At 44.7% G+C, this 22,816-nt stretch carries 18 protein-coding genes; 4 read left to right on the plus strand and 14 right to left on the minus strand.

Annotated features, from left to right (window positions below):
• Positions 1-94: 94 nt before the first annotated feature.
• Both R8N49_RS05645 and R8N49_RS05650 read left to right on the plus strand, forming a co-directional pair.
• Positions 95-1,126: an extracellular solute-binding protein gene (locus R8N49_RS05645; RefSeq protein WP_186584256.1), complete on the plus strand. Its 1,032-nt coding sequence runs from the start codon at positions 95-97 to the stop codon at positions 1,124-1,126.
• 249 nt (positions 1,127-1,375) lie between these two features.
• On the plus strand, positions 1,376-2,413 hold the full coding sequence (locus tag R8N49_RS05650) for an extracellular solute-binding protein (protein WP_033905298.1): 1,038 nt from the start codon (positions 1,376-1,378) through the stop codon (positions 2,411-2,413).
• Between the two features lie 88 nt (positions 2,414-2,501).
• Here R8N49_RS05650 and cobB read toward each other — a convergent pair whose 3' ends face one another.
• Positions 2,502-3,233: a Sir2 family NAD+-dependent deacetylase gene (gene cobB, locus R8N49_RS05655; protein ID WP_005377522.1), complete on the minus strand. Its 732-nt coding sequence runs from the start codon at positions 3,231-3,233 to the stop codon at positions 2,502-2,504.
• Between the two features lie 118 nt (positions 3,234-3,351).
• Between cobB and R8N49_RS05660 the strand changes: the two genes are divergently transcribed.
• A complete protein-coding gene (locus tag R8N49_RS05660; RefSeq protein ID WP_169628679.1) occupies positions 3,352-3,525 on the plus strand; it encodes a hypothetical protein in 174 nt (57 codons plus the stop codon).
• 32 nt (positions 3,526-3,557) lie between these two features.
• Here R8N49_RS05660 and R8N49_RS05665 read toward each other — a convergent pair whose 3' ends face one another.
• The 12 genes from R8N49_RS05665 to R8N49_RS05720 form a co-directional block, all read right to left on the minus strand.
• Positions 3,558-4,778: an ammonium transporter gene (locus R8N49_RS05665; protein ID WP_033905297.1), complete on the minus strand. Its 1,221-nt coding sequence runs from the start codon at positions 4,776-4,778 to the stop codon at positions 3,558-3,560.
• Positions 4,779-5,120: 342 nt separating this feature from the next.
• Positions 5,121-6,023 (minus strand): immunity 49 family protein, encoded by a 903-nt coding sequence (locus R8N49_RS05670; RefSeq protein WP_042522968.1) that lies wholly within the window; start codon positions 6,021-6,023, stop codon positions 5,121-5,123.
• A 2-nt stretch (positions 6,024-6,025) separates the two neighbouring features.
• A complete protein-coding gene (locus R8N49_RS05675) occupies positions 6,026-10,411 on the minus strand; it encodes an RHS repeat-associated core domain-containing protein (RefSeq protein ID WP_318189876.1) in 4,386 nt (1,461 codons plus the stop codon).
• Between the two features lie 423 nt (positions 10,412-10,834).
• Entirely contained in the window at positions 10,835-11,251 is a 417-nt protein-coding gene (locus R8N49_RS05680) for a membrane protein (protein ID WP_005377532.1), read from the minus strand.
• Positions 11,235-12,287, minus strand: coding sequence for a formate dehydrogenase subunit gamma (locus R8N49_RS05685; RefSeq protein ID WP_005377534.1), 1,053 nt, complete (start codon positions 12,285-12,287; stop codon positions 11,235-11,237). Before R8N49_RS05685 ends, R8N49_RS05680 begins: the two co-directional genes overlap by 17 nt.
• A gap of 14 nt (positions 12,288-12,301) precedes the next feature.
• Positions 12,302-12,910: a formate dehydrogenase FDH3 subunit beta gene (gene fdh3B / locus R8N49_RS05690; RefSeq protein ID WP_005377536.1), complete on the minus strand. Its 609-nt coding sequence runs from the start codon at positions 12,908-12,910 to the stop codon at positions 12,302-12,304.
• A gap of 11 nt (positions 12,911-12,921) precedes the next feature.
• A complete protein-coding gene (locus R8N49_RS05695) occupies positions 12,922-15,777 on the minus strand; it encodes a formate dehydrogenase subunit alpha (protein ID WP_005377539.1) in 2,856 nt (951 codons plus the stop codon).
• A 10-nt stretch (positions 15,778-15,787) separates the two neighbouring features.
• A complete protein-coding gene (locus R8N49_RS05700) occupies positions 15,788-15,988 on the minus strand; it encodes a twin-arginine translocation signal domain-containing protein (RefSeq protein WP_005377542.1) in 201 nt (66 codons plus the stop codon).
• 73 nt (positions 15,989-16,061) lie between these two features.
• Positions 16,062-16,688: a molecular chaperone gene (locus tag R8N49_RS05705; protein WP_017820684.1), complete on the minus strand. Its 627-nt coding sequence runs from the start codon at positions 16,686-16,688 to the stop codon at positions 16,062-16,064.
• Positions 16,689-16,697: 9 nt separating this feature from the next.
• The gene (locus R8N49_RS05710) at positions 16,698-18,359 is read right to left on the minus strand and encodes a 4Fe-4S dicluster domain-containing protein (RefSeq protein ID WP_017634908.1); all 1,662 of its coding nucleotides are present in this window, start codon (positions 18,357-18,359) and stop codon (positions 16,698-16,700) included.
• Positions 18,360-18,667: 308 nt separating this feature from the next.
• On the minus strand, positions 18,668-19,297 hold the full coding sequence (locus R8N49_RS05715; RefSeq protein WP_053307092.1) for a DUF3306 domain-containing protein: 630 nt from the start codon (positions 19,295-19,297) through the stop codon (positions 18,668-18,670).
• Positions 19,287-19,751, minus strand: coding sequence for a DUF3305 domain-containing protein (locus R8N49_RS05720; RefSeq protein WP_186584262.1), 465 nt, complete (start codon positions 19,749-19,751; stop codon positions 19,287-19,289). The genes R8N49_RS05715 and R8N49_RS05720 overlap by 11 nt, the downstream gene beginning before the upstream one ends.
• A 323-nt stretch (positions 19,752-20,074) precedes the next feature.
• Here R8N49_RS05720 and R8N49_RS05725 point away from each other — a divergent pair, with 323 nt between their 5' ends.
• Positions 20,075-20,899: a formate dehydrogenase accessory sulfurtransferase FdhD gene (locus tag R8N49_RS05725; RefSeq protein ID WP_186584264.1), complete on the plus strand. Its 825-nt coding sequence runs from the start codon at positions 20,075-20,077 to the stop codon at positions 20,897-20,899.
• Between the two features lie 240 nt (positions 20,900-21,139).
• Here R8N49_RS05725 and R8N49_RS05730 read toward each other — a convergent pair whose 3' ends face one another.
• Complete coding sequence (locus R8N49_RS05730; RefSeq protein WP_017634911.1) at positions 21,140-22,732, minus strand: ABC-F family ATPase; 1,593 nt, start codon at positions 22,730-22,732, stop codon at positions 21,140-21,142.
• Between the last annotated feature and the right edge of the window lie 84 nt (positions 22,733-22,816).

Genomic DNA, 22,816 nt, shown 5'->3' on the forward strand with positions numbered 1-22,816 from the left:
CCTGTTAACATCACGAAACAGAATGGTTACATGCCATTCTGTTTTTCTATCTATCGTCCAAAATTGGACAACGTTTGGTTTGGAGCTAACGTCAATGAAAAAATGGGCTACTCTATTAGCTGGTAGTGCATGTGCGCTTTCTCTGTTCTCTGGTACAGCGACAGCGGATGATAAAGAACTAGTATTTATGAACTGGGGTCCTTACATCAACAGTAATATCCTAGAGCAATTTACTAAAGAAACTGGCATCAAAGTGATCTACTCGACTTACGAGTCGAACGAAACTTTGTATGCAAAGCTAAAAACCCATAACCAAGGTTATGACCTAGTAGTACCTTCAACGTACTTCGTGGCGAAGATGCGTGACGAAGGCATGCTACAAAAGATCGATAAGACTAAGCTGAAAAACTTCGGCAACCTAGATAAAAACTACCTAGACAAGCCTTACGATCCAAGTAACGACTACTCTATCCCACACGTTGTTGCGATTACAGGCCTAGCGGTTAACGCAGATATGTACGATCCAAACGACTTCCAAAGCTGGGCTGACCTATGGAAGCCTGAGCTTGAAGGTCAAGTAATGTTGATGGACGACACTCGTGAAGTGTTCCATATCGCTCTGCGTAAACTTGGCTACTCAGGTAACTCAAAAGACCTTAAGCAAATCGATGAAGCGTACGCTGAGCTACAAAAGTTGATGCCTAACGTTTTAGTTTTCAACTCTGACAACCCTGGCGCACCTTACATGTCTGGTGAAGTGGGCGTTGGTATGCTTTGGAACGGTAGCGCCGCAGCGGCACAAAGTGAAGGCCTGAACCTTAAACTCGTTTTTCCTAAAGAAGGCGGTATCGGCTGGGTTGATAACTTCGCTATCTCTTCCGGTGCGAAGAACGTAGAAGCCGCTCACAAGATGATTGACTTCCTACTGCGCCCAGAAATCGCAGAGCAAATCTCTCGTGATACTGGCTACCTAACGGCGGTGGAAGAATCGAATGCTAAGTTTAAAGACGTTGCCCCACTGTTCCCTTCTCAAGAAGACCTTGACCGCGTTGAATGGCAAGATGCGGTTGGTGATCTAACCGTTAAGTACGAAGATTATTTCCTCAAGCTGAAAGCGGGACAATAATCTAGCTTGTGTAACAAGTCATCAACCATAGGAAAATAGGCAGCAATACGCTGCCTATTTTTGTCTTAGGCTGATATAATCGCGCGTTGCTAGGTTTATTTGTCTTGGTATCATAGATTTATCGTCTCATAACAAGGAGACAACGATATTCAAGCTAAATGAACATATTTGTGCTTACTGCGATTTGGCTCAAATTGATAACTCCAACTAGTATTGACTTGTCCAATCGCGAAACAAAACGGAAAACAAATGAAAAGTAAATTCTACGCAAGCGCTCTATGTGCAGCGACGCTCATCGCTACCCCTGCAATGGCTGCTGATCAAGAACTGTATTTCTACAACTGGTCGGAATACATTCCAAACGAAGTTCTTGAAGACTTTACAAAAGAAACTGGAATCAAAGTTATTTACTCTACATACGAATCTAACGAGAGTATGTATGCAAAACTAAAAACTCAAGGTTCTGGTTACGACTTGGTAGTACCGTCTACCTATTTCGTCTCTAAAATGCGTAAAGAAGGCATGCTACAACAGATCGACAAAGAGAAATTATCTCATTTTGCCGATCTTGATACTAACTTCCTAAACAAACCGTTCGATCCGAACAACAACTACTCTATCCCATACATTTGGGGGGCGACCGGTATTGGTATCAATGCTGACATGCTAGACAAGTCATCGGTTTCTAAATGGGATGATTTCTGGGATAGCAAGTGGGAAGGTCAACTAATGCTGATGGATGATTCTCGCGAAGTATTCCACATTGCATTGACTAAGCTTGGTTACTCACCAAACACGACTAACCCAGAAGAAATCAAAGCCGCTTACGAAGAACTGAAAAAGCTAATGCCAAACGTATTAGTATTTAACTCAGACTTTCCTGCAAACCCTTACCTTGCGGGTGAAGTTTCACTAGGCATGCTTTGGAACGGTTCTGCATACATGGCTCGTCAAGAAGGCGCGAACATCGACATCATCTGGCCAGAAAAAGGCACTATCTTCTGGATGGACAGCCTAGCAATTCCAACTGGCGCAAAGAACGTTGACGCCGCTCATAAGATGATCGATTTCCTACTACGTCCTGAGAATGCAGCTAAAATCGCACTAGAGATTGGTTACCCTACTCCAGTTAAAACGGCACACGATCTGCTACCGAAAGAATTTGCTAATGATCCAAGCATCTTCCCACCACAAGAAGTGATGGACAGCGGTACTTGGCAAGATGAAGTTGGCGAAGCGAGCGTAATGTACGATGAGTACTTCCAAAAGCTAAAAGTGAACAACTAATTCGTTAGTTTTAAAGATATGAAAAAGCGGCTCATGAGCCGCTTTTTTGCTCTTAATGACAAGACAAAAACTCTTCCTGTTGAAGTTATTACGCTCTTTCTTTTCCTTCTAGAGCCAGTATCTCGTCAACTAATTTTGGAACCTCAACGCTTGCTTTTCCGTAGCGTTTTTCCTCAAATTCACTTTCTACCGCACTAGGTTCTAGGTTAATTTCAATGGTATGTGCGCCGTGCATTTTTGCATCATGAACAAAACCTGCTGCGGGATACACAACGCCAGAAGTCCCAATCGAAATAAACAAATCTGCTTCTTCTAATGACGCGTAGATATCACCCATTCGCAGTGGCATTTCACCAAACCAAACAATATGTGGTCGCATTTGTGAAGGGATCTGACAACAATGACAAAGCTCGCCGGTCTTAATGTCCTCATTGTGCTCTACTACTTGGTTAGATTCACTACAGCGGGCCTTGAGCAACTCACCATGCATGTGAATCACATTCTGACTGCCTCCTCTTTCGTGAAGGTTGTCTATATTTTGAGTGATGACCGTCACTTTACCTTCTAACTCAGCCTCTAAACGACCCAATGCTTCATGCGCTGCATTAGGCTTTATCGCATTATCTTGAAGTTTCTTGCGGCGTTGGTTGTAAAAATCTTGAACAAGGTCCGGATCGCGAGCAAACCCTTCAGGCGTTGCTACATCTTCGATACGGTGATTCTCCCATAGGCCATCTTGCGCACGAAATGTTTGAATACCAGATTCGGCCGAGATACCTGCACCAGTAAGTACTACAATATTTCTATAAGGGAAATTCATAACTCATCCTTGCTGTTTTTTCATTAGCTTAACACTGAAAGAATAGCAACAGTAGTAATATGGATTAGACCATAGTCGTAATGGTCACTATTAGAATTACAATTTAAGAGGAACAGCAATGAGACAAGTATCTCTAGCGTTTATATTGCTTATGACTTTGGCAGGCTGTCAACTTACCAATGTTGAAGGCGAAGTCGATGATGTAAAGGTAAGAGTCAGCTCCAATGATGATGACCATCGAGGTAATGGTAATTTCTGTCCTCCAGGCCAAGCCAAGAAAGGCAATTGCTAAAAGAGCGGCTTTATGCCGCTCCCATATTGGCCTCAATCCTCGTTGGTCGAAGATATTTTATGAATGGCTAGGTCAGCGCCATTGAATTCGTCTTCTTCTGAAAGCCTTAGTCCCATACTGGTATTAATCGCGCCGTAGACTGCAAGTGCCCCAAGCACAGCGATGGAAATGCCCAAAAGCGTTCCTAGAAACTGAACGATAATGCTCACGCCCCCTAGCCCACCCAACGAGCTTTGGCCAAAGATCCCCGCAGCAATACCACCCCAAGCGCCACATACACCGTGTAAAGGCCAGACACCCAGCACATCATCAATCTTGGTTTTGTTTTGTAGGTGGGTAAAAAGATAAACAAATAGCACGCCAGCAATCGCACCTGTCACTAAAGCACCGATAGGATGCATTAAGTCTGAGCCCGCACATACAGCAACTAAGCCAGCCAGTGGGCCGTTATGAATAAAGCCAGGGTCATTCTTACTAGCCAACAATGACGCAACAATGCCTCCGACCATTGCCATCAATGAGTTCATAGCCACCAAGCCACTTATGCCTGACACAGTTTGAGCTGACATGACGTTGAAGCCAAACCACCCCACACATAAGATCCAAGCTCCCAAGGCCAAAAAAGGAATATTCGAAGGTGCAAAGTTGGTGTGCTTTCCTGCTCGAACTCTGCCTTTTCTCATGCCCAAAAACACGACGGCAACAAGCGCTATCCAGCCGCCAACACCATGTACAACGACTGAACCTGCAAAATCGTGGAAGCCATAACCAAAGGTATTTTCAAACCAAGCTTGAACACCAAAGTTTCCGTTCCAGATCATTCCCTCAAATAACGGGTATACGATGCCGACAGTGAAAAATGTTGCGATTAGAATCGGATAAAAACGAGCTCGTTCTGCGATACCACCTGAAACAATAGCGGGAATCGCTGCAGCGAAGGTCAGCAAGAAAAAGAACTTCACTAACTCGTAACCATTGCCTTGAGATAATGTCTCAGCATCAGCAAAGAAGGTGCCGCCATAAGCGACCCAGTATCCAATAAAAAAATACGCGATGGCGGATATACCGAAATCAACCAATATCTTAACTAAAGCATTAACTTGGTTCTTTTGGCGCACGGTTCCTACTTCAAGAAAAGCGAAACCAGCATGCATCAAAAAAACCATGATTGCGCCAAGTAGTAAGAAAAGTGTGTCGGAACTTTGCGTGAGAGTTTGTACAGCGCCGTGTACCTGATTGGCAGTTACACTCATTATAATTGTCTCCATTGATCTGTAGCGCACTTATCCTGTGCATCAAAGTTAGGCTCATCACCAATTTGGTGAACTTGATTTATAGAGCGTCTAACAGAGCAATTCTCATTCCATAATTTATATTTCTAACACTTACGCTTTAATTTATTGTTTTGTATGAACTTTAATAAAATTAGGTATTCTTGAAATGGTGTTTAACATGCTAATAAATGCACCAATGTGGTTTTAGTGCACCAACATAATGCGCACCATATAGCTCAACAAACAGCAAACTTTATACGATAAACGTAAAAGCCACCCCATGAGAGGTGGCTTATATACGGAATTGCTAACTAAAGGAGTTTATCGAGTGATCTTCCCTGCTTTTACTTCTTCTAACCAACGTCCTTCGACAAGATAGGGAGGGAGCCAACCAGTTTCAACAGATAAACGGTTACCTTTGTCATACCACATGCAAGCCATGCCAAGCAGAGGGAAAGAGATGAAAGTTTCTATAGAAATCAAGTCCTCTGACTTATCGAGCCTCATTTGGTATTTCTCTTGGAACTGAAGGTTCTTAATAAGTACTTCTTCAAAGTCATAACCGATGTCAGTTGTCAGGGCAGCAAAAGTTTCCAAAATACCCATGGCGATTTCTAACGCCCAATTATCACCCTGAGCAACTGCCGCGTCCATCGCGGCCACCAGTTTATCAGGGTAGTCCGATGTGCGGTTATGGAACGACTGGATGACATCTACTAGCATATAAGACAACTTACCCGCCCTAGTGGCACTTTGTTTCATCAGAGAAATGGGAAAGTTCGCCAATACATCCATACTTGGCCTGTCACGCACAATTGCCGATATAAAATAAGCATCCAGCCACATTGAAGGACAAATGAAGCCCATTTCTAAGATACCTTCACCATCCCATGTTACTTCTGGATAATCTAGTATCTGAACAGTTAATGGCTCATTAGGAAACATAGCCAGCCGATGATAACAAGCCCCCATTAATGAAGTTTCATAAAGGCGTAATGTACAAATTTGTTCGTCTTCATGTGAGGTTTGAAACCATGTATACCAGCGAACCTGGTCGATGGCAAAATCACCAAGACTGACTAGGTTTTCCCGCCTGACTTTAAGACCTTCTTTTCTGTTATCTAGGACTCTATTTATAAATTTTTTTTTACTCACAATTGCTTGTGTGTCAAGTTCAGGATTTGCTTTGCGTTCTACAACCTTGCTCGATTCATTACTTTGCATTTTTACTTTAATCCTTTGGAATTAATTTTAAACTCTGCCACTTCTAGCTTTAAGTCCGAGGCCTTTCCACTTTCAGGGATGCTTGCTTGCGTATGTATATATCGAATAGGTCTACCGGATAAAGCGGCGTATTGAATTTCGTCGGCAGCTACTTTTTCTGTTGTTCCTTCTAAATTTTTCGACATTAGCTTAACTATTTCCGCCGTATATTTACTTGTCCCTTGCTGATACGCCTCGTTTCCAATCTTACGGCTGCCCAGCGGGCTGCTACCCCCTTTGGCCTCAACAATTATAATTTCACCTGGTGGCGGCTCTTCCACCTCGTAAACCATATCAAAATCGCCCGGCTTCGAAATTGAGGTTCCAATATCTTTGGGATGAAGCAGCTTAGCATTAGGACGTTTACTCCGGACAAAGTCATCCGCGGCTAACTCACCAATTTTTGCGGACTGTTGGTTAATATTGCCAATTTGAGCGTTATATCCCTCTTCGCCAGTTCGAGCGTCCATTGCCTCTTGACGCTCTTTCAAGCATTCGTCAATTTTTGCTTTGTTTCTTTCTGTTAGCTCATAATCACTCGTATTGAGTTCAGAGTTTTCTTTATACTCTGCTTTATTCAGCACAAGATCTTCAGTGAAGATCGTACAACCTTCCTCTCCACCAACTTTCTCTGAGTCAAAAACATGCGCATTTACAAACTCCTCAATCCCAACAACATACTGCACTTCGTGTCTGGTGCCATCTGAGTGATTGATATGACGGTAAAAAGTAATCTCGTTTCTCTCGCAATCAATATGGTCTAAATCGTATTCATATCGAATATGATTTTTACCTTTGGGTTTGCGGATTTTGACTTGCGAGCGAACGCCATCTTCTCCGACGGATGACTCTTTTGCTGCTTCTAAAATCTGATCGCAAACCTCTTGGGGAACATCGCTTTGCGCCTGATACTCTGCCAACATTTGACCCAAGCGTTTTAGCCCTTCTTCACATAGGAAACCTGTTGGGTCAATCCATTGGATAGGGTTGACTGCATATTGGTAATGATTAATACCACCAGCAATAGATATCGGATCTTGTTGGATAAAACGTCCTAGCTTAGGGTCGTAATACCGAGCGAGGTTGTAATGTAAGTTGGTTTCTTGATCGAAATACTGTCCTTGAAAACGCAATGGATTTACTACTTTTTCAATATGTACATGAGCAAAGCCGTGAGCATCGTAGCTGGCACTCCATACAACATTCCCTTCGCAATCGATCAGTCGCTCTGGTTTACCAACTTGATCGCACTGGTACCAATAAATAACGTCATTTTCTAGCAGTGCCACTGGCGTGTAGGTTTCTGGTTGATATAGGTACCAACGGAAAGCACCTGAAGAACGTTCACCAATTAAACGTTCACCTTCCCACAGGAACTCTGTAACGCCTTGTTGTGTAATTTTCTTCGTTCTGCGCCCTAATGCATCATATTCATATTGACTGATACCATCGTCGGTGTGAACTTCAATGAGCTGATTTAACGCATCAAATACGCGAGTCTGAACGTGTCCTTGCCCTTCACGTTTTGTCTGGTTTCCTTGCGCGTCATATTTGAACCGGACATCATCGTGTACTTCAATACGATCAGCGAATACCTCTGAAGATGGCAAAGTAGGATTGCCAAAACTATCGTATTCAAACTTAGTCACTTCTCCGGAAGCATTGACTCGTTTCAGTTGCCCTAAGGTATCGTACTGATAGTGCGTTGCTCCTGCCATATTATTAATGATTGATGAAATACGGTTTTGCGCATTGTAAACGTACTTTTTCTCTCTATCCGGCCAATGTTGTTCGACCAAACGACCAACACCATCATAAATGATGCGCTCATTAAAATGTGCCGTTTCAATTTGGGAAACTCGTCCCATTTCATCGTAATGAAATTTGATTTGAGGTAAATCTAGGTTTCCAAACCGAATCGCTGAAAAACGCCCATATCGATCATAAGAGAAGTTCAGCTCCGTATTATCTGGCAGTACCTGAGATACGCGTTGGCCAACTCTGTTAAACTCCTGCGCTATCTCAAACTGGCCTTGAATGCGCTTTGTTAAATGCCCGAATGAAGAGTATTGGTATTGCAATGTGTGATGGCGATTGGATGCGAAAGTAAGTCGCCCACCAAGCGTATAATTGAAGTGGTTCTCTACAATACTGCTACCATTTCCTGCTTTGACGTGCTTGAGATAACCCGCAGCGTCATAGCGATACAGCACCGTCCTATCTGCGACTTGCTTACGATGGATTCGCCCCATATGATCATAATCAAATTGGCTTTGTAGATTATCAAACCCGACAGTTCCTGACAGCTGGCCTTCATCGTCATACAGGAATTCGAATTCTAAGCCGTCACTCCGAACTAATTTAGTCAGGTTACGTTGTTGATCGTATTCGTAAGAAATATGGCTGCCATCGGGAAAGATGACTGCTTCTTGTTGCGCGAGTGCTCCCCATTGATACGAGGTAATGCCTGCTGGCGTTCGAATCTGAGCAACACGGCTGTGCTCATCGTAAGAATATTCTTCGCTATAACCGACTTTGTCTTCGTCGTTAAAATAACGAACTGATGTACGCCTGCCAAATTGATCATAAGCGAGTTGAGCAATACACCCATCGGGATAAGCAACGCCATTCACTAAATCTTCTTCATTGTAGCTATAACGAAGTAATGTACCGTCTATTTCATTCGCGATAAGTCTTTGTTGTTCATCCCACCACCACTGACTTTTCTTACCATCTTCAGACTCTTTTTTGACGACTTGACCGTGTTTATCGTAATCATATTCCGTGACACAGCCGAACTGATCGGTATCCCAAACTCTTTGACCGAGGCTATTGTAGTAAGCCTTCTCGATATCCCCGTCAGGTGAAACCGTTTTAACTAACTTACCTAAGCCGTCATAACCATATTGAATTTCTTTGCCAGAGGAATGAAACTTAGAAACTAATTGACCATGCTGATTATATTGATAATTGACCGTTGACTGATCAGGATAGATAGCTTGCGCTTTTCGCCCTAATTCATCATATTGCCATCGCCAAGTTCTACCTGTGGGGCTTATTTTCTCGAGTAAGTTACCCTGCTCGTCATGCAAGAAAGACCATTGATGATCTAACGAGTCAGAATAAGAAGAGTGATTTCCTTGATAATGGAAGCGATAGTCATAAATTCCTGCGTCCCCAACGTTTCTGATGCATTTCGCTTTTGCACCTTCGCCATCCCATTCAAAATAATGAGTAAAGCCAGTTGGTCGTACACGTTTAACAATTAAATGGCCGCGGTATTGATACTGTTCCTTTAAGCCTAAATGATTAGTTGCACTGACCAAATCATCGTGCTCATCATAGGTATAAGTTTTCAGAACTTTTTGGGACTTTGCATTAAGCAGTTCTACAAGGCGTCCTTGCTTATCATATTGACATTCAAGAACCGGACGCTTGTTATATGCGATCTCGATCAATCGATGGTTTCGAGAATACTGCAATTGAAACGTTGAAAACGTGCCATTTCTAACTTGTTTAACAAGCCAGCGATCATCTTTTTGCTCAAACCGATATTGATGCCCATTAGCGAGCGTTACAATCCGAGTTGTTGAGCTCAGGAAATAACAGCTCGCACCAGCGTATATTTGATAACTTGTTGCTCCAATATCTACTGGCTCAAATTCTGTGATATCGGCCTTATCGTCAACAAACTCCCAAGCGATAACATTGTCTTTCTCGTTCGTCTTTTCGCGTAATTCAAACTGAAATGCATGTCGCCAACCAAAGCCCATTCCATGATTTACATCCGACTGCGAAGAGCGGTAAGTACGCTGCCAAGTAGTACCTTGTTGTAGCTCGATATCATAGAGTTCGAGAATTTCTTCACCCGTCACAAGTGATACAGGATCACCGGCTTTCTCATGTTTTTCGCTGCTTTGTTGCTGAGGCTTGGCGGATGCGGCACTTCTGCCACTCTTTTTATTCGACTTCCCCTTTCCCTTCGATGGTTTTGAATTGACGGTATTTTGAGTCGGTGGAGGCGTAACCGCCGACGAGAGTGCGTAGTTTTCGCCGGTAGGTACAATTCGAGCGACATGCAAGTCACCGTTCACCAAAGCATTGGCAAACGTTGAATTATAGTGTTGGGAAGTAAGCTCACCGTCAGGTATGTTTGGCTTGAATTGACCAATCGCATAGAACAAATCCTCGACATAGCGAAGGTCAAGCTCACCAAAGCTCTCAAGAAACTCTATTGCCTCTTGTTTGGTCACGAATGTTTTAGGTTCGCCGCTAGTAAGTAACTGACCAGAGAAGTGATAACTTTCGCCAAAGCGATTCGTGATAGGAATGACGAATTGAGGGATCATAGCCGTAACGTGTTTGTCCTTTTCTTACCTTGCCGCATCATTTAATGCTCGTTTCGCTCTTTTTATTTGTGAGAGCAAGATGCCTTAATCAAACATCCTCCGATAGAGATTCCTCTGTATGCGTAGACTGAATGTATTGATGGCAATTTTCACGTATGCAACTCTTTGAATTTCTGAGCGCAGCGTACTTTAACGGGACGATGAATCCTGAGTAAATGAACAATAGCGTGAGTGAGACTAATGTCTCATCGTGACGCGATTTTTTTACATGTTTCTTACTTAACTATGATTTTCTGCCCAGTTACGTAAATTCACTCAATAAGTTGCATCAAGTATCACCACTGCGACTCAACGCTTCATATTTGAGACAAAACAGCAACAAAAAAACCGCCTATTACGGCGGTTTTGCTTAAAGAATACTGATTAAAGGTTTGGACCTGTCGATGGTCTGTGTGGTTGGTTATTGAGCAGTTGCTGCATCCCTTGAAACATTCGCATAAACCACACCAAGATGGCTAATGCAGCAAACACCATCCCTACCCAAGGAATAAAGTAAGCGATGGTTTCAAGCAAAGTACTATGCAACCAATAATCACTCACGCCAACGAGTACACCGTTAGAAGTCGCGACGGTGACGATCAACACAACAAAAAACGTCAGGTAGAGAAAGAAGGTGCGAATTAAACCGTAGTAATGAGAAATCACTACGTCGCTGTCTTCTCCCTTATCTAATCGGTAACCCGCATAGATAATTGCGATAACGCCTGAGATCAGAAACGTAAACGGGGTCAGACAGCTCAGGATGTACGCAACCCAAATCCCGTTATGAGGTTTGTTCATTCGCTTTCGCTCCTTTTACTTCCGTTTGTGCCGTATCTGTTTCACCCATCGCTTCTTTGGACTTCACTTCCTCATACCAAAGATCGTGATGCTCTTTCGCCCATGTTTCATCAACTTCACCTGTCACCATGCCTTCTAGCGCACCTTCCATACCGAATAGACCAATATAGATGTGGAAGATAAAGCCACAGATTAGAATCAGCGCCGAAATCGCATGAACTAAGTTAGAAAGCTCCATGTCACGGCGAGTTTGGCCAAAGATAGGAAAGTCCAGAACTAAGCCACTCACTGCCGCGATAGCACCAAAGAAGATTAACAACCAATAGATTGCCTTCTCACCACCGTTTGAGAAACCAGCTGACGGATGTGTGCCTTTGTGTTTACCAACCATGCCGCCCATTTTCATAAACCAACGAACATCTGTCATGTTTGGAATCGACTTGCGCCACCATTTAAAGAGCACGAGCATCAGTAAAATGAAGAACAATGGTCCCATGTAATTGTGGTACTGCTTCGCCAACATGACGATAAAGCCCCAGAACTCAGTAGGAACGTACGGTTTTAAGAAGTGCTTACCGTAAACCAGCATCAAACCACTGAATGCCAGCGTTAAGAATGTAAACGCCATACTCCAGTGAAGCGCGCGGTCTAAACGAGACCAACGCTTCATTTTTTTACCAGTACGCGGCTTGCTAAGCATCAAAGGACCAACGAATACGTAAGCCATGATTACCATTGCAATACTGCCGAAAATCGCGACAGCACCCGCTGGAGACATCCATTTCTCTTTTAGAATGTACCAAGTCTCACCAGGTTTACTGATCAATACGCCATGTTCTGGCGATTGAGACGTGGTGTAGCCTTCTTGCCCCTCTCTGACTTCGCGCCAATAGTCTGCCCCGGCGAGTTGCGTGATCTCCTGTTGAATAACTTTAGAAGATTGTTCCTCTGCTGAAGCAGGCATTGCGAAAGTCAGCAGCAATGCTGTCATCATTGACAGCATTGCTAAAGATGCACGTTTAAGCGTGTTTAACATGTACCTCTCCTTACTTAGCTTTTCGTCGCATCGTAAGAAAGATCGTTTCCGTCTGTCCAACCTGCGTTTTTCGCGCCGCGTTCTACCACACGTTGACGGAAAATGTCAGATACTTTCTCTGCGTCACCCGCAAGCAGCGCTTTAGTTGAACAAAGCGATGCACACATCGGTAACTTGCCTTCTGCGATACGGTTCGCACCGTATTTTTGACGTTCTTCCTCAGAGCCAGGCTCTGTTTCTGGGCCGCCCGCGCAGAAAGTACATTTATCCATTTTGCCACGTTCACCAAACGCTTCTTGTTTAGGAAATTGAGGTGCGCCAAACGGACAAGCAAACAAACAGTAACCACAACCGATACACAGATCTTTATTGTGAAGAACGATGCCGTCTTCGGTATGTTCGAAACAGTCTGCTGGACAAACTGCCATACAAGGTGCATCGGTACAGTGCATACAAGCAACAGAGATAGAGTTTTCACCAGCTTCACCGTCGTTTAGTGTTACCACGCGGCGACGTTGAATGCCCCATTCAAGCGCATCGTCGTTTTCGTTCTTACATGCAGTAACACAGCCGTTACACTCGATACAGCGTTTGGTGTCACATAGAAATTTCATTCGTGCCATTGTCAGACTCCTTACGCTTTACGAATGTTACATAGGGTTACTTTGGTTTCCTGCATCAAGGTAACCGGGTCGTAACCGTAAGTGGTTGCCGTGTTAGCCGATTCGCCAACAACGTAAGGTTGTGTACCTTCTGGGTATTTAGGGCGTAGGTCTTCACCTTCGAACTTACCGCCAAAGTGGAACGGAATGAACGCCAAACCAGGTTTCACACGACGTGTTACCATCGCTTTCACCTTGATTCGTCCTTTCTCTGCACCTTCAACCCAAACATCATCACCATCTCTAAAGCCAAGATCGTTCGCGTCTTTCGGGTTCACTTCAACAAACATTTCTTGTTGAAGCTCGGCAAGCCAAGGGTTTGAACGCGTCTCTTCACCACCACCTTCGTATTCAACCAGACGGCCAGAAGTCAGAACGATTGGGTACTCGCCCGATTTGTCTTGCTCTTGAATGGATTTATACAACGTAGGAACACGGAAGATTGCATCTTTGTCTTCCCAAGTTGGGTAATCCGTTACAAGGTCACGACGTGGTGTGTAAAGTGGTTCACGATGCAGTGGCACACGGTCTGGGAACGTCCAAACAATCGCACGCGCTTTCGCGTTACCAAATGGAATACAACCGTGCTTGATCGCGACACGCTGAATACCGCCAGAAAGGTCAGTCTTCCAGTTTTTACCCTCTGCTGCCACTTTCTCTTCAGCAGTTAAGTCGTCCCACCAACCAAGTTGTTTCAACAACTTGTCAGTGAACTCTGGGTAACCGTCTTTGATTTCACAGCCTTTCGAATAACTGTCTTCTGCAAGAAGGCTCTTGCCTTCAAATTCCACACCAAAGCGCGTACGGAAGTTACCGCCACCTTCTGCAACCGTCTTAGACGTATCGTACAGAATGTGTGTACCTGGGTGTTTCATTTCTGGTGTGCCCCAGCATGGCCAAGGTAGACCATAGGTTTCACCGTTGACAGGGCCACCTTCCGCTTCCAATGTGGTTTTGTGGAACGTATGCCAGTTTTGTTGGTGCGCTTTCAAACGCTCTGGGCTTTGGCCTGTGTAACCAATCGTCCACATGCCTTTGTTGAATTCACGCGTTAGGTCTTCAATCACCGGCTGGTTGTTTTCAACACGGATGTTTTTGAACAGAAGATCGGAATAGCCCAGTTTCTTCGAAAGCAGGTACATGATTTCGTGGTCTGGTTTTGATTCAAACAAAGGTTCAATCACCTGATCACGCCATTGTAGAGAGCGGTTAGATGCGGTAACGCTGCCGTGTGTTTCAAACTGTGTTGTTGCAGGAAGCAGGTAAACGCCGTCGGTACGGTCGTTCATTACCGCAGCAACCGTTGGGTATGGGTCCACAATCACCATCATGTCCAACTTCTGCATCGCTTTTTTCATCTCAACACCACGTGTTTGAGAGTTCACTGCGTGTCCCCAGTAGAACATTGCACGGATGTTTTCGCGTTGACGAATGTTGTCTTTGTTTTCCAGTACACCATCAACCCAACGAGATACAGGAATACCTGCACTGTGCATTGGTTTCTGACCGCTATAAGCGTTGTCATCGAAACGACCTTTGATCCATTCGTAATCGATTTCCCACACTTTTGACCAATGACGCCAAGCGCCTTCAGAAAGGCCGTAGTAGCCCGGTAGCGTGTCAGAGAGCACGCCAAGGTCGGTTGCGCCTTGTACGTTATCGTGACCACGGAAGATGTTTGCACCGCCGCCTGATTTACCAATGTTTCCAAGCGCTAGCTCAAGCACACAGTAAGCACGTGTGTTGTTGTTACCAGTAGTATGCTGAGTACCACCCATACACCAAACAATACAGCCCGGGCGATTTTCAGAAAGCAGTTTTGCTGTTTGGTAAACGTCTTCTTCGCTTACGCCTGTTACGCGCTCAACTTCTGCTGGCGTCCATTTCGCCACTTCAGCACGGATCTCATCCATACCGAATACACGTTGACGGATGAACTCTTTATCTTCCCATTGGTTTTCGAAGATGTGCCACAACACACCCCAAATGAATGCTACGTCAGAACCAGGACGAAGTGAGACATAGTGATCCGATTTTGCTGCCGTACGTGTACGACGAGGATCCGCTACGACGATCTTACAGTTGTTCTTCTCTTTTGCGATCAGAATGTGCTGCATCGCTACTGGGTGTGCTTCAGCTGGGTTTGAACCAATGAATAGCATCGACTTACAGTTGTGCATGTCATTGAAAGAGTTGGTCATCGCACCGTAACCCCAAGTATTCGCTACACCCGCCACGGTTGTTGAGTGACAAATACGCGCTTGGTGGTCAACGTTGTTCGTACCCCAAAGTGATGCCATTTTTCGGAACAAATACGCTTGTTCGTTGCTGTGCTTTGCGCTTCCCAAGAAGTAAACCGAATCAGGGCCGGACTCTTTACGGATGTCCATCACCTTGTTACCGATTTCTTCGATCGCTTGATCCCAAGAAAGCTTTTTCCACTTACCGTTTTCAAGCTTCATTGGGTATTTAAGACGGCGCTCACCGTGGCCATGTTCACGCAGTGCTGCACCTTTTGCACAGTGACCACCGGCGTTAAATGGGTGGTCGAATGCAGGCTCTTGACCCGTCCAAACACCATTTTGAACTTCTGCGTAAATACCACAACCCACTGAACAGTGAGAACAGATAGTACGTTTTACTTCTGTTTTCGCTTCTGGATCGACTGATTTTGCTTGCGCTTTTTTCATCATTCCCGGTGCGAATAGACTAGCACCAACCACTGCGCCACCAGCGGCAAGCGAAGTGTTTTTCATGAATGCACGACGAGATACGCCAAGCTGGTTCGTTTCTTTGCTCACACTGTCGGAGCGTTTGACAAGTTTCATCCGTTATCTCCTAAAGTGTGTCGTAGTAATCGCGAATGTGTTGAGTTTCACGATACCCTTTCTTCTTCACGTCGTTTTCAGAAGGCTCAACCGTTTCTGAAGCAACGGCCACTTTCGTGGTTCCCGCAACAACAGCACCGGCAACGGCAGCGGTTGTGAAGCCTTTTAGGAGATCCCTACGGCTTGTGTTTATTTCTTTATTATCTTTCATCATTGCTTCCTTACCTTACGGTAGATCTTTGGAGACTCATGCCTCTCTATCGATATGACCAAGTACTGCTCGATTACTCGTAATCAGTGACGTTTTTCACATCAATTTTTAATTTGTTCTTACTGCTTTTGGTGTTCACGCTAAAGCGGACTTGCTCTAACGTTAAAAATGCATCGCAAAGCTGTGCAGCTGGCTTGTAGAAGTTCACGCTTTCGGCGCTCTCTAGTTGGCGCGTAAAAGATTGGAACCAAGGAGCAATGTGTTTGTTAAACACCGCTTGTTGAAGTTCTTCCTCTTCACCTGTCAGCATTGCCATCACTTCGCACAGTGCAGAAATATGGTCTTCAGGCTCTTTCACGTTCTCTTCTCGTTCGATGCCTAAAAGATCCAAATCGCGACGAATTTCCGCTAACGGTTTTTCCATCATCGAGCCAGTGCGATGCCAAGATCCGAATGGCACAACTTCACCACGTCCAATGCCAATAAACAGATCTTGATATTCTTCTTCTAACGCTTCTCGCTGCGCTTCGTTCGCGGCTTGTTGCAGTGCGAGCCAAGCTTTTTGCATCGCGCTCTCAGACGGTTCAATTTCTAGCGATTTCAGGAACGCCAGCATTTCATCACTAGGCGCACTACGAAAAAGTGCAGATAGAACGAGATAAATGTCTGTTCTCAGTGTTTGTTCTTGTTGTGTGTCCACTGCGAGCTCCTAGTATTTTAATTGTTTCATTGGGTCTTCTGCCATCGACTCAAACATGTCGATCACACGGCAGTCTTCACACATCGCGATACGATTGATCGCCGCTTCATCAGAGAAATGAGAGTGACCGCGTAACTTGTTTTGTAGCATGTCGATCATCGATTGCGGAGCAAAGGGCTTGTGACAACGAATGCACTCGGCTGCCTTTTCTTCATGAATCACAACCGCTTTCTGGCGTTCTTCTTTCACCCAGTTCATACGAGGAGTAAGCGTCAGCACTTTCTCTGGACACGCTTTCTCGCACAGCCCACATTGAATGCAGTCTTGCTCGACGAATTTAAGCGACGGAGATCGACCGTCCGTATGCAATGCACGTGTTGGACACACCGCCACACAGCTCATACACAACGTACAACCTTTACTTTCACAAGAGACTGTGCCGTAAGGTGCGTTCGCTGGAAGTTCAACAATGTTCTCAACTGGAATACGTGATGCGGACAACGCATCCAACGCCGTAAATAGACGCTGACGTTTGTTGCCTTGCAAGTCTCCTAATGCCAAATCAAAAGACTCGGTACAAAGTGTCGGAGCACCTTCACGTAGTGACTCTAGATACAGAATGTCGATGGTTTCTTTGGCGATACCAAGCTGACCGAGCAGCTCTTGAGCAATACCTACTTCGCTATTAAGCACACGAATAATGGTTTGAGGCATAAAACGTGAAGCCGCAAACAGCACCTGAGTAGCACCATTCACAAGCGCGGCGAACCAAGTATCAATACCAACCGAAGGCAGTTCTTCCACCACAATTGGAATCACATTATCTGGCAGTGCTTTTAGTGCCATCACGTTGTAGCTCTCGTGGCGAGAACTGCAAATCAATACGATAGGATCTAAACCACCCGCTTGCTCATAGTTGGCGAGCGTACGTTCAATAAACTTTTGCGTATCTTCAGGGTTTGGCAGTGCGTAATGAATCGCTTCTGTCGGACACGCTGTAGCACAAGTACCCACGCCTTGACATAGGTATGGGTTGATCTCGATGCGATGGCCCGTTTTGTCGCTGCCTTCACTCGATAGTGCCCCTGCCGGACAAGCATCCACACACCGTTCGCAACCTTTTACGCCACGAGAGCTGTGTGCACATAAATCGGTATCTAAACGGAAGAATTTCGGTTTATCGAACGTCCCCATTAAGGTTGGAATCTCTTCCAACGCTTCAGCCAGTTTCGGATAGCCACGACCTACTGGGTAGTAGCCCGGTACTGGGACTTCTTCCGACATGCAGCTGTTAAGGCAAAGATCGAGTACGATATCGAAACAATCGCTATTGATCGCGACCTTGGCAAGATTGTTTGTCGAACCATGATTTTCAATCAGAACTTCAAACGTACCTAAGAACCCTGAAACCTGAACCGAATTGGCGTAATAAAGCTCGGGATTTGTGCCCTTTTCGCCATCGGTAGAAAGCAGCGTTAGGCTGTTCATTTGCGACAATTGCGCTGCCGCACTTTCGATGATTGCTGTTGGGCCCACAATCAAAGTATTACCACCGCTTTCATAGCTTACGGTTGGTGGAATAAGATTGGTCAACTCTACGGTATTTTCGAAAGCGTACAGCCTCGCTTTACCGTTATTGGAAGTTGCTTGTTCTAATAATTGTTTCAGCATTGCTCAATTCCATTTATGAACATGGATAGTCTTTTCCATCTCTTAGTGTAGTTAGCGCCGGAGATTCTGCTGATTAACTTATCAATGAGCATTCTTATTCCGCCATCTATAGGCGATGAATACTACGCAGTGCGTCCGTACTAACTTCAACCAGATTGGTATTGAGCAACAGATAGCAAGTGTCATGCCAATAAAATATCAACTAAAAATCAATAGGTTATCAATTTTACTGACAAATAGTAGGGATAAAAAAACCGGTTGAGACATTTTGTCTCAGCCGGCTCATTGAGTGTTTAGTCAAAATGTACCTATTCTTTGTGTGGTATATTTTGTCTCACCTCGTTAGGCTGTGATTCTTCAGCAAAAGTATCACTTTCGCCAGGAACTGTATTTATATACAGTTCATTTTCATATTGAGTAATTTGGCCACTTTTGTCGGTGTTTGACTCTGCGTCTTCAACTACCCCAGATGCGATATCGTTAACGTTAAGCTCAGACCCTTGCGCAGTTTCAGCGTCTGGTTCGTCTTCCACTTTGTCTTTAACCCAATCACGCAGCGTCTCAGCGACGTCTTGAGAAAGTGACTTTAAGTTACTGTAATCATCATCGTAATCGTCTAGGCCGTCACGCACGTTAAATTCTTCGGACAAGAACATTTTGCGCAGCGCAGCTTTCTTGACGCTTTCTGAGGCTTCAGAAACCAGCAGTTGCGCCACAGACATTTCTTCGGTTTTTTCAGTCTCTACACTCGCGGTAATGTCTGGAGCCTGACTATCCTCATTGACGTTCAAAGCATCTGAGCTTTCGTCAGCGTTTGAAAGCGCTGTGACACTATCTTCGGATTGCGCCGTCTCTGCTATCGGCGTGATCTCTTCATCATGTTGGGAAGATTCTTCTAACTTACGTTTCGACCAACGGCTTAAAAAACTAGTTGCCATTTGCTCTGCCCGCTCCTTTGCGTTTCTTACGTCTTACTTCTAACAACTCACCGTGGCGACCGATAAAGGCTTCCATCCAAGCCTGAACGGCTAACGGCATATCGTTAGAAAGTACAAGGTTATCACCATCCATATATTGCGCCGCAACAGATTGTGAAGCCGTCAGTAACTGTATCGCTGGTTTTTCACCAGACTCGACGTTATCCATCACTAAAAAGAGTTTAGGTTGCAGAGAGCTTAAGTTAAAGCGGTAGTCTGTACGTTCATCTTTATGTAATTGCAACGTACAAACATCTGGAGTCTCTTCCGTCGGATTCAGCGCAAATCCTGTCAACTGCCATTGGGTTGTCACCCAAATCCCTGTACTGATCTCATGCTCAACAAGCTCTACGCCGATTGGCCATGTATCCTCAGTCTTTTCGTAATTTTTTTCGAAATCTTTCTTATCCGACATAACTCACCCAGTCTTTCTATTTTTGGTCTGAAAACACACAGGACATTTTGCCCCCGTTTTCGACCATTTTTATTGTCTTCGAAGCAATAAACGCGCCAAGCTGATATAACTTAGTCTATATACTCCCTCAGGCTATAAGTACCAAACTAGACGAAACTCAAATGTATTGATGTGTCATTACTGCGAACTCGCAGTTTTAATGCATTGTTGACATAAAACCTCGCAATTTCTGTGGGAACCGCTATTTTGGAATGAGATTTGCTAGCCACTTAACAAGCTAAAATGCGTAGCAACCTAACGCTCTTAATCACTAGGACACGACTGTGCTGAAACCAAACATTATTAAAACCAGTGAAAATCCCCTGCAAACCATTGAAGTCGATGTGTACGACGAGTACGGCGAAAAACTGACAAAGCAAATCGCGTGCGAGCGTCCTCTTACGGTCATGCTGAACTGGAAAGAAGTGGTCACGCTCATGACGCTAGGTTCGCGTCCAGAAGCACTAGTACTGGGTTATTTAAAAAACCAAAGCTTCCTGTCCGACCCAGCCGCGATTGAATCCGTTATTATTGACTGGGAAACGCATTCCGCAGCGGTGATTACTAAAGAAAACACTGAACACTTAGAAGGCGCCCTGAAAAAGAAAACCGTCACCTCAGGTTGTGGCCAAGGCACTATGTATGGCAACGTGATGAAGCAGCTTGAAAATTATCAAGTGCCTCAAGTTCCTCTTAAGCAGTCAGAAATTTATTCTGCGCTGGAAGCGTTAACTCATTACAACGACACCTACAAAAAAGCGGGCGCAGTACACGGCTGTGCGGTTTGCAAAGGTAATGAAGTGTTGTCATTTGTGGAAGATGTCGGCCGTCACAACGCAGTGGATACACTTGCAGGTGAGATGTGGCTCAAAGAAGAAACAGGTGAAGATAGAATTTTCTACACAACTGGTCGCCTTACATCAGAGATGGTGATTAAAGTGGCTCAAATGGGCATTCCTGTTCTGCTTTCTCGCTCTGGCGTTACTCAAATGGGGTTAGATCTAGCGAAGCAATTTGGTATTACAACCATTGCGCGTGCGAAAGGTTTGCGCTTCCAAGTGTTTACAGGAGCCGACAAGGTTGAATTTGATGTAAAAGGCAACCAATAACACCTTTTCAGTGTAAACTAAAACCAATAATGCGGATTCACAGAGGATGTGGACTATGAATAATGACCAATTGTGGAATTTTCTGCTTACGCCCAGCGGTATCATGCTTTCTATGATTATTACCTTTGGCGTGGTCGGGCTCTATGCGTATATAACCGGTCAGTTTAAGGATTAAGGCCAAATATCAAAAAAGCCTCGCTAAATAGCGAGGCTTTTGCTTTTTAAACGCTTTGCGAGTAATTACGCGTCAACACCACGAGATTTTAGGAACTCAGAGTAAGTGCCTTTAAAGTCTGTGATTTTACCATCGCGGATTTCGATAATACGCGTTGCTAGTGAGTCTACGAATACACGGTCGTGAGATACGAAGAACAACGTGCCTTTGTATTGCTCAAGCGCAGTGTTCAAAGATTCGATCGATTCCATATCCATGTGGTTGGTTGGTTCGTCCATTAGCAACATGTTTGGCTTGTGCATCATCAGCTTGCCAAGCAGCATACGACCTTGTTCACCACCAGACAGTACTTTTACTGACTTCTTAATGTCGTCTTGGCCAAACAGCATACGACCTAGGAAACCACGAACGACTTGCTCGTCATCACCTTCTTGACGCCATTGACCCATCCAATCCGTTAGGTTCATGTCTTCTGCAAAGTCATGCGCGTGGTCTTGCGCGTAGTAACCGATGTTTGAGTTTTCAGACCATTTGTACTCACCCGCACGCGGTTCAAGCACACCAGCAAGCGTGTTTAGAAGTGTTGTTTTACCCACACCGTTCTCACCGATGATCGCAACGCGCTCACCCACTTCAAAAATTGCATTGAAGTCTGAGAACAAGTCCTCTTCGAATCCTTGGCTTAGGTTTTCAACAATCAGAGCGTTACGGAACAGCTCTTTCGACTGTTCGAAACGAATGAATGGGTTTTGACGGCTAGACGCTTTAACTTCATCCAGTTTGATCTTGTCGATTTGCTTAGCACGAGATGTCGCTTGTTTTGCTTTCGATGCGTTTGCAGAGAAACGAGCAACGAACGTTTGTAGCTCAGCGATTTGTGCTTTCTTCTTCGCGTTGTCGTTTAGTAGACGTTCGCGAGCTTGAGAAGCCGCAGTCATGTACTCATCGTAGTTACCTGGGTAAACACGTAGCTCACCGTAATCCAAATCAGCCATGTGCGTACATACTGAGTTTAGGAAGTGACGGTCGTGCGAGATGATGATCATTGTGCAGTTACGTGCGTTTAGCGTGTCTTCCAACCAACGGATAGTGTCCATATCCAAGTTGTTGGTTGGTTCGTCAAGAAGCATCACATCTGGGTCTGCGAATAGAACCTGCGCTAGAAGCACACGAAGTTTCCAGCCTGGTGCTACTTCACTCATTAGACCGAAGTGCTGCTCCATTGGAATACCCACCGCAAGAAGAAGTTCGCCCGCTTTGGCTTCTGCCATGTAGCCGTCCATTTCCGCAAACTGAACTTCTAGGTCAGCCACTTTCATGCCGTCTTCTTCACTCATTTCAGCAAGTGAGTAGATACGGTCACGCTCTTTCTTCACTTCCCATAGCTCTTTATGACCCATGATAACGGTATCGATTACCGTAAATTCTTCGTAAGCGAACTGGTCCTGGTTCAGTTTTGCAACGCGCTCGTTTGGATCGTAGCTTACGTTACCACTGGTTTGCTCAAGCTCGCCGCTGAGGATCTTCATAAAGGTTGATTTACCACAACCGTTAGCTCCAATTAAGCCATAGCGATTGCCTTCGCCGAACTTAACTGAAATGTTTTCGAATAGCGGCTTAGCGCCGAATTGTTGAGTAATATTCGCTGTGGAGATCAAAACCTTTACCTTAGCAATTGGGGTGTATTTAGAAAAACCGGGCAACGGTACTTGTTCATGCTACATACTGCAAGTGTTGTTTTT

The organism is Vibrio sp. 1978 (assembly GCF_033344345.1).